This is a genomic window from uncultured Henriciella sp. (genome assembly GCF_964005855.1).
Taxonomy (GTDB): domain Bacteria; phylum Pseudomonadota; class Alphaproteobacteria; order Caulobacterales; family Hyphomonadaceae; genus Henriciella.
This window is the reverse complement of record NZ_CAXFSW010000013.1, coordinates 16255-30716: the sequence shown is the minus strand read 5'-3', so window position 1 is coordinate 30716 and position 14462 is coordinate 16255. Positions and strand designations below refer to the sequence as shown.

General features: G+C 63.2%; 8 protein-coding genes. 4 read left to right on the top strand and 4 right to left on the bottom strand.

Annotated features, from left to right (window positions below; translation table 11 throughout):
• The first annotated feature begins 153 nt into the window (after window positions 1-153).
• Complete coding sequence (locus ABNU55_RS12230; protein WP_290760061.1) at window positions 154-3849, top strand: peptidoglycan-binding protein; 3696 nt, start codon at window positions 154-156, stop codon at window positions 3847-3849.
• 3 nt (window positions 3850-3852) lie between these two features.
• Here the strand turns inward: ABNU55_RS12230 and ABNU55_RS12225 are convergent, their stop codons facing one another.
• Genes ABNU55_RS12225 through ABNU55_RS12215 form a run of 3 tightly spaced genes read right to left on the bottom strand, consistent with a single transcriptional unit; the run spans window position 3853 to window position 7288 of the window.
• Window positions 3853-4605 carry a hypothetical protein gene (locus tag ABNU55_RS12225; protein WP_290754243.1) on the bottom strand — a complete coding sequence of 251 codons (753 nt, stop codon included), beginning with the start codon at window positions 4603-4605 and terminating at the stop codon, window positions 3853-3855.
• Window positions 4602-6257, bottom strand: a complete 1656-nt coding sequence (locus ABNU55_RS12220) for a cisplatin damage response ATP-dependent DNA ligase (RefSeq protein ID WP_290754244.1) — start codon at window positions 6255-6257, stop codon at window positions 4602-4604. Before ABNU55_RS12220 ends, ABNU55_RS12225 begins: the two co-directional genes overlap by 4 nt.
• Entirely contained in the window at window positions 6257-7288 is a 1032-nt protein-coding gene (locus ABNU55_RS12215; RefSeq protein WP_290754246.1) for a ligase-associated DNA damage response exonuclease, read from the bottom strand. The genes ABNU55_RS12220 and ABNU55_RS12215 overlap by 1 nt, the downstream gene beginning before the upstream one ends.
• A 110-nt stretch (window positions 7289-7398) precedes the next feature.
• Here ABNU55_RS12215 and ABNU55_RS12210 point away from each other — a divergent pair, with 110 nt between their 5' ends.
• Both ABNU55_RS12210 and ABNU55_RS12205 read left to right on the top strand, forming a co-directional pair.
• Entirely contained in the window at window positions 7399-8868 is a 1470-nt protein-coding gene (locus ABNU55_RS12210; RefSeq protein WP_290754248.1) for a serine hydrolase, read from the top strand.
• Between the two features lie 39 nt (window positions 8869-8907).
• Window positions 8908-11448 (top strand): ligase-associated DNA damage response DEXH box helicase, encoded by a 2541-nt coding sequence (locus ABNU55_RS12205; protein WP_348764388.1) that lies wholly within the window; start codon window positions 8908-8910, stop codon window positions 11446-11448.
• A gap of 39 nt (window positions 11449-11487) precedes the next feature.
• Here the strand turns inward: ABNU55_RS12205 and ABNU55_RS12200 are convergent, their stop codons facing one another.
• A complete protein-coding gene (locus ABNU55_RS12200; protein WP_290754252.1) occupies window positions 11488-13278 on the bottom strand; it encodes a long-chain-acyl-CoA synthetase in 1791 nt (596 codons plus the stop codon).
• Between the two features lie 131 nt (window positions 13279-13409).
• On the opposite strand from ABNU55_RS12200, the gene ABNU55_RS12195 reads away from it, so the two are divergent.
• Entirely contained in the window at window positions 13410-14285 is an 876-nt protein-coding gene (locus ABNU55_RS12195; RefSeq protein WP_290754254.1) for an acyl-CoA thioesterase II, read from the top strand.
• Window positions 14286-14462: the final 177 nt, after the last annotated feature.

The following is a 14462-nucleotide window of genomic DNA, read 5'->3' as shown; positions in this document are numbered from 1 at the left end:
GAACAGGGACGCGCTGCAGATGTCTGAACAAATCCAGCCTTTCTGTTTACCATTTTAACCACCCTTTAAGACGAAGCTCTTCATCCATGGCGCAATGCGGTGTTCCGGGGGTGTTTTCTGCAGACGCGCCTGCCGGAGTTGAGGAGTTCGCGTATGTCGAGTTACGGGCCCTGGAGTGTCAAAGGCAGCGACGAACGCGCACGCGAGGCAGCCCGTGCGGCTGCGCGTGAAGAAGGCCTCACCATTGGTGAATATATTAACCGCATGCTCAAGATGGAAACCGGATCGGTTGGCGATCCCGTGTCAGGAGGGGCAATGGCGGCGAGAGATGACGAGACCCCCCGATACGCGCGCAGCGGCGGCGGCGGCGAGGGCGGAGACGGGGAGTATCCCGGTACGGCCGCAGCCATCCACGATCTTCTGCGCCGGCTTGAGGCGATGGAAGCGCGCTCGGCCGTCGCCCTCAGCGGCATCGACCGCTCTATCCATGATCTGACCGAACGCCTGAATGACGCCCATCGCAAGACCGATGGCCTCTCGACCAGCTATGAGGGCGTCATCGACGATATCCGCACCACCCATGATGCATTGAAGTCGAAACTCGACACGCTGGAAGGCAGCGGTGGAGGCAGGCGCGATGTGAAGGCGCTGAAATCACTCGAACAGGCGCTCGGCAAGCTCGCCTCCCATGTATACGAGGAAACTTCGCGCCAGAAGGACGGCACCGCTGCAGTCCGCAAGCGCGTCGAAACTGGCCTTGAAGACCTCGGCGCGCGCCTGACGGGCGTCGAGGGGCGGATCGACAAGACCCTGGATGACGCCGCTGACCGGCTTGCCCGTAAGGTGGAACAGGCCGAGCTGCGCACTGAGGGGGCTACCAAACACCTCTCCGGCCGTTTCAGCGATCTTGAAACCCGCGTAGCCGAACGCCTTGCACGCGTCGACGACATGGCCAAACGGGTGGATCAGGTCGAAGCCCTGCAGGCCCGCCTCGACCGGGCGGAAACCACGACAAATCAGGCGCTCGACAAGGTCGACCAGACATTTGCCGCGCTCAGTTCGCGCGTTAGCGATCTGGCCGAAAAGGCGCTCCCCGATACGGCGACGATGCTGCGTGAGCAGTTTGAATCCCGGTTCCGTGGACTTTCGGCGGAGCTTCGAAGCTCCATCGAGACCACCCGCAAGGAGCTTGCCCAGGAGATCGAGCAGGCGGCTGGCAAGTCGGCGCGCCATGAACAGGTCGACGCTGTCAGAAATGCGGTGCGTGATCTGTCTGACGCTGTTGAGCGCCGCGATTCCAACACGCAGGCTTCGCTCGGTACCCTCCGGCAGGATATGGACTCTGCCGGCAAGTCATCGCGCGCGGCGCTTGATGAACTGTCACGGCGGGTGGAGACAAACTGGACAGCCTCCCAGGCTGCTCTCGACACGCTGCGCCAGCGTTTCGATTCCAAGGATGGGGTGTCGGCCAAGACGCTGGACGAGCTGCGCGCGCGCATGGATGAACGCCATGACAAGGCCGATAGCGAGCTGAAAAGTCTCCGCGACAAGGTCGAGAACGTTGCAGCCGATGCGATTTCCCCGGCGACCGTGGACACCATACAGAAGGCCGTCGGTGCCATTCGCCAGCGGCTGGCCACTTCGGAAAAGACCTCGACTGAGACGCTTCAGAAGCTCTCCGAACGCATCACGCAGATGTCAGGGCTCCTCGAAAATCAGGAGGAGAGCCCGCAGCTGGAGGCGGTTCGCGCCGAGATGAAACGTCTCGCCGATCATTTCGAGACGCGGATCGACGAAAGTGAAAAGCGCAGCGCCGGGGCCATAGAGCAGGTCGGTGAGCAGGTCTCCAGTGTCGCCCAGCGCCTTCAGGCCCGCCAGGACCGGTCTTTCCGTGAGCTTGAGGAAACGCTGGAAACCGAACGCAAGGTCCAGCACAAGCGCCTCTCCGACGCGCTCAACGGCGTTTCCGACCGGATCGAGGAGATGCAGGAACGCTCCAGCACCTCCATTTCGCCAGTCCAGAAAGCAATTGCTTCGCTCGCCAGCCGGCTGGAAGCGCTGGAAAGCGACGATGAGGAGCCGCATTCTCGCAGGGCCGATGCCGGCTCAACTGGCACCGAAGACAATGCCTATGACGACTTCCTGACTGAAGAGGCGCCTCAGCCGGCCCGTCAGCGCGAGACGCGCCGTGGCAAACCGGCCGCGGCTTTCGAGGCCGGTCTCCCCTTCCTCGACGAGTTGGACGAGGACCCGCCTGTCCATGCAGGCAGTGCCTACGAATATGAGGCAGACCTGCCAGAAGAGGAGGAGATCGCCGATCCGTTCGCCGATTTCTCCGATTTCGACGAGCGCGATACGAAGCCGGAAGAGGATGTCTTTGAGGAGACCCGCCCACGCGCCGACAATTCCTGGGGGCTGAGCGAAGCTGAGGCTAAGGAGGCTGCCCCCCGCAAGCGAGAGCAGCCGGCCGGCAAGGAGGACTATCTCAGCCGCGCCCGGCTTGCTGCGCTGGAGGCTTCTGAAGCCCCTCCGCAAAAGGCGCAGAAGAAAGGCAAGGCGAGACCCGCCAAGGCAAGCGCCAAGCCCAGGAAATCGAGCCGGCTTCCGCTGCTGGCAGCTGCCTCTGTGATCGCTATCGCGGCCGCGGCTGGCGCCGTTATTTTCCTGCGCGGCATGCAGGAAGAAGGGCCGCAACGCGATGTCCAGACACGTGACACGCTGAGCATGGCGGCGGCCGGTACGGACGCCTCGGCTGAAGCCGGCGAGACCGCGGTCGATACAGCCCCCGAACCAGATGACGCGTCGCGCGCCGAGAGCGTCAATTCCGTCCAGGCTCCCGGAGACGATTCCGATCTCGAACAGGACCTCTTCGCAGAGGAGGAGCCGGCTTCAGAAAGCGGCGAGGGCGAAGTCAGCCTCGCTGGTGTGTCTGATCCCTCCGTCGCCGACGCTGGAGTGACAGGCGAGGCCAGCACGTCCGAGCCTGCCGAGCAGCCCGCGCCTGAACAGGCGCTCGCGGCGCTTTCCCCCATCCCCGAGGCGCAGAGCGTAGAATCTGCCGCCATCGCGGGTGACCCGGTGGCCCAGTATCTTGTCGGTCAGGAACGTCTTGATGCGGGCGACTACACATCCGGTCCCAGCATGATCCGCCGCGCCGCAGAACAGGGCCAGCCCGCCGCCCAGTACCGGCTCGCCAAACTTCATGAGTCCGGCCTCGGTGTGCCGCGTGATCTTCAGATGGCACGCGAGTGGACCGAACGTGCCGCCAATGGCGGCAATGTGAAAGCCATGCATGACCTCGCCGTCTATTATGCTGAGGGCGAAGGCGGGCCGCAGAGCTATGCGGGCGCGGCCGAATGGTTCCGCAAGGCGGCCGACTATGGCCTGACCGACAGCCAGTATAATCTGGCCGTTCTCTATGAGGCGGGCCTTGGTATTTCCGAGGACGCCTCACAGGCGCTTTACTGGTATGCGGTTGCCGCCCAGCAGGGCGATAGCGGCGCCCCGGCAAAGGTCGAGGAACTCTCCGGCGTTGTCGGCCCGCAGGAAGCGGCCACCGTGCGCGCCCGGGCCGAGGGCTGGTCAGCGGCCCGTCCGGACCGCGCCGCCAATGGCATCTTCCCCCGCCAGTCCTGGCAGGGCGAAGCGTCCACCGAGCAGATCGCCAGCGTCCAGAAGACGCTCACAGCCCTCGGTCATGAGCCGGGGCCGGCCGATGGTCTCATGGGCGCGGCGACTGTGGCGGCCATCCGCAACTATCAGCGCGAGAACGGCCTGGAAGAGTCAGGTAATGTAACGCCGCAGCTGATCGAGAGCCTGAACGCCCGCATCCGCGTGGCAAAGAGCTAGCGTCTATTCAAAGGCCGCCCGGGCGCCATGACGCGCGCGGCGCCACAGAATATAGCCACCCGCCAGAAGGCTCGCCCCGCTCAGCCAGTGCATGCCGGTGAGATACCAGTTATTGAGCGCGACACCGGCGAGCCCCCAGGCGAGGGCCGCAAAGAACAGGACACTCGCGCTGACCCGGCTCGCAAAGAGCCAGGCGAGCAGGCCGGCACTGACCAGCGCCATCCAGAGCGAGATCCAGACATCATCGCTCGGGCCCAGACCCGACAGACCGCGCCATGTCGCGGGCACCGAGATAGACACGGCCACAGCAATCCAGCCGGACCACAACCCTGTCAGCACGCAGGCATTGGCCCGCCGCCACGTCCCGTCAAACCCGCCCATGCGATGAAGCCGCCGCGCGCCGGTCCAGGCAAAGGCGAGGATTGGCCAGAGCAGAAGGAAATCGAGAAGTTGGTTGCCTACAAGCTGCGCGCTCAGCATCCAGGCAATATTGCCCACGCCTGCCAGAAGAAGGGCGCCGCCAAGCCGGCGCTCCAGATAGCTGGGCTTGAGCACCGCCAGAAGGGCGAAGATGAAGTAGGCGAGGAAGATCACGCTCCAGATGGAGAAAAAGGGTCCCGGTGGCAGTTCCGGCGGACGTCCCCCGCTAGTCGCCCGGCTCCCGATACTCTCGCCCAGCCCAAGAACGGGCAGCAAAGGCACCAGAAATTGCGCCAGAGAGATAATGAGAAGGCCAACTGCGAGCCTGCGGGTCATGCCGGTGAGCTTTTTCCGAAGAGCGGGTCGGCTGGCAACATCTTTTCCAGCGTCTCCAGCCTGTCGGCCTCGGCGCTGGGCTTGTCCCAGCGGATCCGGTTCACGCGCGGAAACCGCATGGCGAGGCCGGATTTGTGGCGCGGGCTGCGCTGTAGTCCTTCGAATGCAACTTCCAGCACCAGCCCCTTCTCCTTGTTTGCCGTTACAGCCCTGACAGGCCCGAAACGGTCGACCGTGTTCTCGCGCACGAATTTGTCGAGTTGTTTCAGCTCCTCATCGGTAAAGCCGAAATAGGCCTTGCCCACCGGGGTCAGTTCATCCTCGCCATCTTCACCTTCGCGCCAGACGCCAAAGGTGAAATCGGAATGGAAGCTGGAGCGCCGGCCATGGCCGCGCTGCGCATACATCATCACCGCATCCACCAGAAACGGGTCCCGCTTCCATTTCCACCAGGGGCCTGTCGGCCGTCCGGCCTCATACACGCTGTCCCAGCGTTTCAGCATCAGGCCTTCGATCTCCGGGGCAGGCGGATCGTTCCGGGCCGCTTCCAGCGCGTCGAGACTGGTCACAGGCACGAGCGGCGAAAGATCGATGCGGTCGCTGCCCGTGCGTTCGACAAAGGTCTCCAGCCGTTTGCGCCGCTCTGAAAAAGGAAGCGTGCGCAGATCCTCGCCCCCCTCGACCAGTATGTCATAGGCGCGGATCATGGCCGGGCGCGCCTCCATCTGCTTCCTGGTTACCGTCTTGCGGTTGAGGCGCTGCTGCAGCTCATTGAAGGGCGCGACCTCGCCATTCGGCGCACGGATGAGAAGTTCGCCGTCGATTGCGGCTTCAAAATCCATCGCCGCCAGCACATCGGGAAACGTGTGTGAGATGTCGTCGCCGGTCCGCGTATAGATGCGCCGCACGCCGCGCTCCGAAACAGCCTGCACGCGAATGCCGTCATACTTCCATTCGGCGGCAAATATGGACGGGTCGATCATCGCCGGGTCGATGGCGTCAGGGTCGTCGCGCTTGTCCTTGGTGACCAGTGGATGGGCCAGCATGACGGGCCGGAACGGCGCCTTGATATCGGGCGATGGCTTTTCTGCGTCCCCGTCCAGCCAGGCGAACAGGCTCTCATTGGGCGGGGCGAGACCATGCCAGATCTCCTCGATCTCGGCCGGCTCAACGCCGCCCATTTCGGCCAGCGCCACCTTGGTCAGCCGCGCCGACACGCCGATCCGCAGCCCGCCCGTCACCATCTTGATCAGCGCCCAGCGTTGCGGCGGCTCCAGCATGTCGAGCCAGCCAGCGACCAGCCGCTCACCTTCTGGCCTTGTCGCGCCCAGCAGCGCCTCGATCACATCCTCCATCGGCGGAATACGGTTCGCCCCGCGCCGGCTGGGCCAGATCAGGCTGACGGTCTCTGCAAGGTCGCCGACATAGTCATAGGACATCCGAAACAACTCAGGATCGACCCGGTCCTCGGCCAGCCGCCGGATCGACCCGCCTTTGACGCCCGGTATGTCCAGCTCTCCGGTCAGCACAGCCAGCGTCCAGCCGCGCGCCGGGTCAGGCGTCTGGCGAAAATAATTCACCATCAGCTCGACCTTGGTATTGCGCGAAGCCGTCAAGATCAGCCGTTCTAGAAGGTCGGAAAAAGCCTGCATCAATCGATGCTCTCATCCTCATAGCCAACCAGACGCAAGGGCCGCGCCTTACGCCCTTCCAGTTCTGCCCAGCGCACCAGCGCATCCTCACGCCCATGCGTGATCCATAGCTCTTCGGGGTTCACCTCGCGCACAGTGTCAGTCAGCTCGTCCCAGTCGGCATGGTCGGAAATGATCAGCGGCAGCTCGACGCCGGACTGTTTTGCGCGCTGGCGCACACTCATCCAGCCGGACGCGAAACAGGGCAGGGGGTCTGGAAAGCGCCTTCCCCATTTGTCATGGAATGAGGACGGCGGGCCGAGCACGATCTTGCCGCGGAACCGCTCCTGCGCGCCGCGTTCCTTGGTGTCCAGCGTGGCCGTTTCCAGCGGCCCCAGTGCGACCCCATGATCCTCGTAAAGCTGGCAGAGCTTTTCGAGGGCCCCATGGATATACAGCGTCTCATTGTACCCCGCTTCCCGCAGCAGCTTGATCACGCGCTGCGCCTTGCCGAGGGCATAGACCCCGACAAGATGGGTGCGGTCCGGGAACAGGGCGACGCTGTCCAGAAGCTTGCGGATCTCCCCATCAGTGTCGGGGTGCTTGAAGACCGGCAGGCCGAATGTCGCCTCTGAGATAAAGACGTGGGTATCGGGAACTGGCTCGAACTGGCGGCAGGTCGGATCGCGCCGACGTTTATAGTCGCCGGTGCACACCATGCGCAGGCCTTTCCACTCGACCACGACCTGCGCGGAGCCAAGCACATGGCCGGCCGGCGACATCCAGACGGTGACGCCATTGATCTCGACCGTCTCACCATATTCGATGGGCTGGCGGTTGGCCGTAAAGTCTTCGCCATAGCGCGCGTCCATGATGGCAAGCGTCTCGGGCGTTGCCAGCACGGCGCCATGGCCGGACCGCGCATGGTCGGCATGGCCATGCGTCACCACGGCCCGGTCGACAGAGCCCCGAACCGGGTCGATATAGAAATCGCCCGGCGGGCAATACAGCCCCTTTGGGGTCGGGTGCAGGAGGAGGTCGGGACGGATCATCGCTTGACCATATAGGATCTGGCCACACGTCTTTCCCGCCATGTTTCTGCCTTTTCCGCGTGTGAGACACATCAGGTTTCGCCGCGATACTGCAATCGGAGGGTTATCGAATGCGCCGCCTCGTTCTGTCCGCACTTCTCGCCACCACCATCGCGGCCGCTCCCGCCAGTAGCCAGGAAGGCGGCGAGACAGAGATCATGCAGAAGGCGCTGGCCGCAGGCTACAAGGCGCTCTTCACCTGTTCGGCGACCTTCACCGCAGACAAGGGCCGCGCCGAGATCGAGTATAATGAGCTCGATGGCATCTATACCGACTATCGCGAGCCGATGCGCGCGACCTCTGAGGCCAATGTATCCGACCGCTCGCGCACCGTGGCCGTGCGCTATGCGCGCGGGGAGCCGCCACGCATCGCCGCCTGGCGCGAGGGGTTTGGCTGTTCGCTTCTCCCGATCGGGGCCGAACCTGACGATGTCGATGTCCTGCCGCGCTTTGCCGAAGACTTCCCAAGACGTGAGGAAGACAATTCGACGGCAATCGGCCAGCAGGTCCAGCTCATCGATGCGTCGGCCTATACAGCCCGCCTGCGCGCGCCTGTCAGTGCTGCTTTCGATGGGGAGACCTATGGCGAGGACACCCGCACCAGCGCCGTTCTCGTCGTCATGGACGGTCAGATTGTCTCCGAGCGCTATGGCCGGGGGATGGACGCGACCACACCGCAGCGCACCTGGTCGGTCGCAAAATCGCTCACGGCAAGCGTGGTCGGCGCAGCCATTCAGCAGGGCCTGATCGACCTTGATCGCGCCCCGCTTCTCAACGCCTGGTCACGCGCGGGCGATCCGCGCCGTGAGATCACGCTGCGCAACGTCCTCCAGATGGCCAGCGGGCTCGATTCCGGCATCGCGGGTAACCGTACGGACCGCACCTATTTTGGCGGCGCGCTGGTGACCGACACCGCCTTTGTGAATCCGCTTGAAATTACGCCGGGCGAACGCTTCAAATATTCCAATTATGACACGCTGGCGGCCATGCGGGCCCTGCGTGAGACCTTCAATGACGACGACGCTTATTGGGGGTTTCCCTATGAAAGCGTCCTCTGGAAGATAGGCGCGATGAATACGCTGCTGGAGACCGACTGGGGCGGCGATTTCATCTCTTCCAGCCAGGTCTGGATGACGGCGCGCGACATGGCCCGTCTCGGCCAGCTCTATCTGCAGGATGGTATGTGGGGCGATGAGCGCATTCTCGCCGAGGGCTGGACCGACTTCGTCTCGTCTCCCGGTGAGGCCCAGCCGGAGCGGTCTCCGGGCAGCTTTGGCTATGGCGGCAGCTTCTGGCTGATGGACCGGGCCCAGGGCGTGCCGAAAGATACCTATGCCGGCTTCGGCAATCGCGGCCAGTATCTCGTCATCATCCCGTCGCTCGATATCGTCATCGTCCGCCGGGGCTATGACACCGCCGATGGAGGCCGCTTCGACATAGCCGCCTTCACGCGCGATGTCCTTGCCGCGATAAACCAGGGCCACACCGACCGGCTCGACGCGCAGGCTGAAGCGACCGCAGCAGAGGCTGGCTACAACTAATCGCTGCAGCCGGGATCGAAGAACGCCTCTGTTCGCGCTATGTCCTGGTCCATGCCGGATATTGCGCGCCCAGATTTCAGCCTGCCTGACCGCTTCTCCGACTGGTTTGCCAGCCGGAAATGGACACCGCGCAAGCATCAGCTGGACCTGACGGAAACCGCGCTGGCTGGCAGCAGTGCGTTGCTTATCGCGCCGACGGGCGGTGGCAAGACGCTGGCCGGTTTCATGGGCAGCCTGATCGAACTCGCCGAACGCCCCAAGTCCAACTCCGGCCGCCCGGCGCTTCACACTCTATATATCTCCCCCTTGAAAGCACTCGCCACAGATGTGGAGCGCAATCTGGGCACGCCGGTTTCAGAAATGGGCCTCGATATCCGGATCGAGACGCGCACGGGCGACACGCCGCAATCGAAACGCCAGCGCCAGCGCGCCAATCCGCCTGATATCCTGCTAACGACGCCGGAACAGCTCGCCCTCTTCCTCGCTTCTGATCATGCTGATGAATTCTTCTCCGACCTCAAATGCGTGATCATTGACGAGATCCATGCCATCGCCGCGTCCAAGCGCGGCGATCTTCTTTCGCTCGGTCTTGCCACGCTTGCCGAATGGGCGCCAGCTTGCCGCTTCATTGGCCTGTCGGCCACCGTACGCGACCCGGCCCAGCTTGCCGGCTGGCTGCCAAGGCGGGAAGGACGGGAAACTGTCCTTATCCGTGCAGATGGCGGGACGCAGGCCAATATCGACATTCTCGTCTCGCGCGAACGCATTCCCTGGTCCGGCCATTCAGGCCGTTTCGCGGTGCCGGAAGTCTACGAAGCCATCAAGGACAGTGAGATGGCGCTCGTCTTCGTCAATACGCGCAGCCAGGCCGAGATGCTGTTTCAGGAACTCTGGCGCGCCAATGAAGACGCGCTCCCCATCGCCCTCCACCATGGTTCGCTGGCCCGTGAGCAGCGCCGCAAGGTGGAAGCCGCGATGGCGGCGGGCGTGCTCAAGGGTGTGGTCTGTACCTCGACGCTGGACCTTGGCATCGACTGGGGCGGTGTGGACCTCGTTATCCAGATGGGGGCCCCCAAGGGCGCGGCCCGTCTCATCCAGCGTATCGGCCGGGCCAATCACCGGATGGATGAAGCCAGCCGCGCGCTTCTCGTGCCCACCAACAGGTTCGAAATCCTCGAGTGCCGCGCCGCCGAAGCGGCGGTCGAAGCCGGCGAGATCGATGGGGAGCCCTTGCGTCTCGGCGCGCTCGATGTCCTCGCCCAGCACATCATGGGCCGGGCCTGCGGCGTTGGTTTTGAGCTTGAGCCCCTGTTCAATGAAATCCGCCGTGCCGCGCCCTATAAAGGTCTGGACTGGGAGACGTATGAGCGGGTCGTGGACCTCGTTGCCACAGGCGGCTACGCGCTCAAGACCTATGACCGCTTCAAGCGGATCGTGCGGGGGCGCGATGGTGTCTGGCGGGTACGCACGGCGCGCGATGCCCAGCAGCACCGCATGAATGTCGGCGCCATCGTTGAAGCCCAGCTCATGAATGTCCGCCTCGCCAGTTTTGTCGGCAAGGTGGGCGAGCCGTCCGGCGGACAGGAGACGACGAAGGTTCGCGGTGATCAGCGCACCATGCGCGCAGGCCGCAAGCTCGGGGAAATCGAGGAATATTTCATCTCCACTCTCACACCCGGCGACACGTTTCTCTTCGCAGGCGAAATCCTTCGCTTCCTTGGTGTGTCGGAGCTCGATGTCCTCGTCACCCGCGCGAAAGCCGACAAGCCGGCCATCCCCAGCTATAATGGCGGCAAGTTCCCTCTGACGACGTTTCTGGCTGATCGTGTGCGCCACATGATCCATGATCCGGACCAGTGGTCAGGCCTGCCTGACCAGGTCCGCGAATGGTTCGAGATCCAGCGTGAGAAGTCGGAAATCCCGCCGCCGGACCATCTTCTGGTCGAGACCTTCCCGCGCGCCGGGCGTCACTACCTCGTCACCTATCCCTTCGAGGGCCGTCTCGCCCACCAGACGCTCGGCATGCTCCTGACACGGCGACTGGAACGCGCCGGGGCCAAGCCGCTCGGCTTCGTAGCCTCCGAATATGCGATGGCGATCTGGGCGATGGAGGATATGGCCGCCCTCGACATGGACGGTCTCTTTCATCCGGACATGCTGGGTGATGATCTTGAGGAATGGCTGGATGAAAGCCCGCTCATGAAACGCACCTTTGCCCAGTGTGCGCAGATTTCGGGCATGATCGCCCGGCGGCTGCCCGGCAAGGAGAAGACCGGCCGCCAGGTCACCTTCTCGACCGATCTGATCTATGACGTGCTGCGCAGCCATGAGCCGGACCATATCCTGCTGCAGGCGGCTCGCCAGGACGCGGCCACGGGTCTGCTCGACATCCGCCGCCTGTCCGACATGCTGAGCCGTATCCGCGGCAAGATCGACCACCGGCCGCTCCAGAAGATCAGCCCCTTCGCTGTGCCTGTCATGCTCGAGGTGGGCCGCGAACGCGTCCATGCGGAAGGCGTCACCGATGCCCTCCTGCAGGAGGCGGAGATGGACATTATCCAGGAAGCGATGGGGCGCTAGCCGCGTCCCATGGTTCGCCTTCGCGCCGGAAATCCGCCGCTAGAACTTCACGCCGCCAGACGCGATCTTCTTATAGGTCTCCGGCGTCACCAGCTCATATCTCCCCGTCTCGGGGTCGGCATACCAGACACGGTCGCCGGCGGCCTCGGGGTCAAATCCCTCTTTTACCAGATCCCTCTTGCGGTACTTGAATGTCGTGGTCGTGGACGCTTCCTGCTGCTCGCGGATGAAGACCGGGACGGCATATTTCGGCAGGCGTGAGGAGAGCTTGTCCAGCACATCCTTGTAATCGAGATAGCCGATGGTCGTGATCGAGGCCATGCCGGCCTTGCCGTCGGTGCCGGGAATTGGCACGCCATAGACATTGGCAGTCTCGACACCCGGAACCCCGGCCAGGGCGTCAGCCACCTCATTGGTCGAGACATTCTCGCCTTTCCAGCGATACGTATCTCCGAGCCGGTCGACAAAATAGATATAGCCGTGATCACCGCGCCGCATCAGGTCGCCGGTCCGGAACCAGGCATCCCCCTCTTCGAAGACACTCCGCAGGATCTTGGCCTCGGAGGCCTGCCGGTCGTGATAGCCTTCAAACCGAGTCGTCATGTCAGAGCCGATCCGGCCGAGAGCTTCGCCGGTCTCACCGCGCCCGGCCCGCACGCACCGGCCATCTTCATCGCGCAGCGGTGCCTCGGTCTCGGGGTCGACTTTCACAAAGGCGATATGGTCGAAATATTTCGCGGCATAGGGCGGGATACGTCCGCAGGCCCCTGTCTCCCCGTCGAAATTCATCAGTTTCACATTGCCTTCGGTCGAGCCGTAGAACTCGATCAGGCGCGGAATATTGAAGCGTTTCCTGAAACTGCCCCAGATTTCCGGGCGAAGACCGTTGCCGAAGCCCTTGCGGACCTTGTGTTTACGCTCCTTGGCGTGGGCGGGCTGGTTCAGCAGGTAACGGCAGACCTCGCCGATATAGACAATTGTCGTCACCCCGAAATCGGCGCAGTCATTCCAGAAGCGGCCGGCAGAGAACTTTTCCCGCAGCAGGACGGACGCGCCCGTATAGAGCGCGATCCCCACTGCGCAGAGCCCGCCCGTGCCATGATAGAGCGGCAGGGTGATATAGACCCGGTCCTTGGCGCTCATCTCCAGCGGGGAGATGAAACTGCGCATCATGTTGCGCACGCGGGCAATCGACATTTTCGCGGCCTTGGGCAGGCCCGTCGTGCCGGACGTGTAGAAATAGAAGCCGATATCCGCATTTGTGAGATGCGCGCGGTGGACGCGGTCCGGCCGGGCGCAGGGCATGGCGGCAAGTTCAGCGGTGAGTGGCTCACCGGCCTTCCCGCCCAGGGTCCAGACGGGTTGGCGGATCTGAACCATTTCCAGTGAGCGGATGGCGCTGTCCTGCTTTGCGCCCGTGATGATCAGCTTCGGTTCAACCGTCTTCAGGGAATGAACCAGCGCTTCGCCGATCAAGTTTGCGTTCACGAGTGCCGGGACGACACCGATTTTCGACAGGCCGAACCAGACCGCGACATAGTCCGGACGGTTCTCCATGAAGAGGGCGACCGTGTCACCTGCCTTCAGGCCCTGGTCCAGCGCCCAGTGCGCCACGCGGTTGGCCTGCTCGTCCAGCTCGCCATAGCTCGTCGTGCGCCCTTCAAAAATGAAGGCGATATTGGCGCGATACGCGTCGACCGCCGCTTCCAGATCGTCTGCCAGAAGCTCGGTCGATTCATTCTTGATCGGGTCGAGCCATTTCTTCGCGCGCAGCAGGATGCGCACGGTCTTGGCTTCGCGCGCAGCGGATTTGATCAGTCCTATCACCATCAAGGCCCTTGCCTCTGGCGCGCGGGGGTGCAGTCTGTTGTCGCTGCTTGCGATCCACGCGCCTGTTTTCAGTCACCTGCGAGAGTGGTAAGCGCGCCTTGGTTAAGGTCTGATGGGAAAGACAATCGAATATGACGAATGCCGTTTCCGGTTTGTTAGAACTTCTCGACGTCGAGCGCCTCGAAGTGGACCTCTTCCGTGGCTTTACGCCCGACGAAGAAGTTGACCGTGAACGCGTCTATGGCGGCCAGGTCATCGCTCAGGCGCTGGCGTCTGCCTATCGCACGGTCGCCGATGACCGGCTCTGCCATTCGCTCCATGCCTATTTCATCCGGCCCGGCGACCCGAAAATCCCGATCGTCTATGAGGTGGACCGTTCGCGCGATGGCGGCAGCTTCACGACGCGCCGAGTCGTCGCCATCCAGCATGGCCAGCAGATCCTCAACATGTCGGCCTCCTTCCACGTGCATGAGGATGGCTGGGACCACCAGCACGAGATGCCAGAGGTCAAGCAGCCCGAAGAGCTGATGTCGCGTCAGGAGCTTGCCGAACAGTTCAAGGACAGGATTTCCGACGACCAGCTCAAACACTGGACGCGGCCTCAGCCCTTCACCATGAAGGAAATCTCCGGCCTCAATCCCTTCAATCCGAAGCCGAAATCGGATGTGAATTATGTCTGGTTCCGCACCGATGGAGAGGTGAAGGCATCCCCGGCGATGCATCACTGTCTGGTCGCCTGGGCCAGCGACATGAACCTTCTCGGCTCCAGCCTGCGTCCCCACGGTCTGCACTGGATCAACAAGGAGCTGATGACCGCCAGCCTCGATCACGCCATCTGGTTTCATGCGCCTGTGCAGGCAGATGAATGGCTGCTCTACGCGATGGACAGTCCCAAGGCCGGAAATGGCCGCAGCTTCAACCGCGGCACCATCTTCACCCGTGAGGGCAAGCTCGTTGCCTCAACCGTCCAGGAAGGCCTGATGCGCAAGCTCAAGCCGCGGAAGTAGGGCCCAGGACCGCGCCTCAATATCGAGCGCGGTCAGGCGATCTGAGGGTCCGTCTCCAGAGCGCGAAGCGGGTGCTTGCAGCACTGTGGCGAGATGAGCCCATGCGGCTCATCGGGCGTGACGCCTGAAAATGGCGGTTCGCGCTCATCCTGTGGCTTGATGCTGCCCCCATCACCC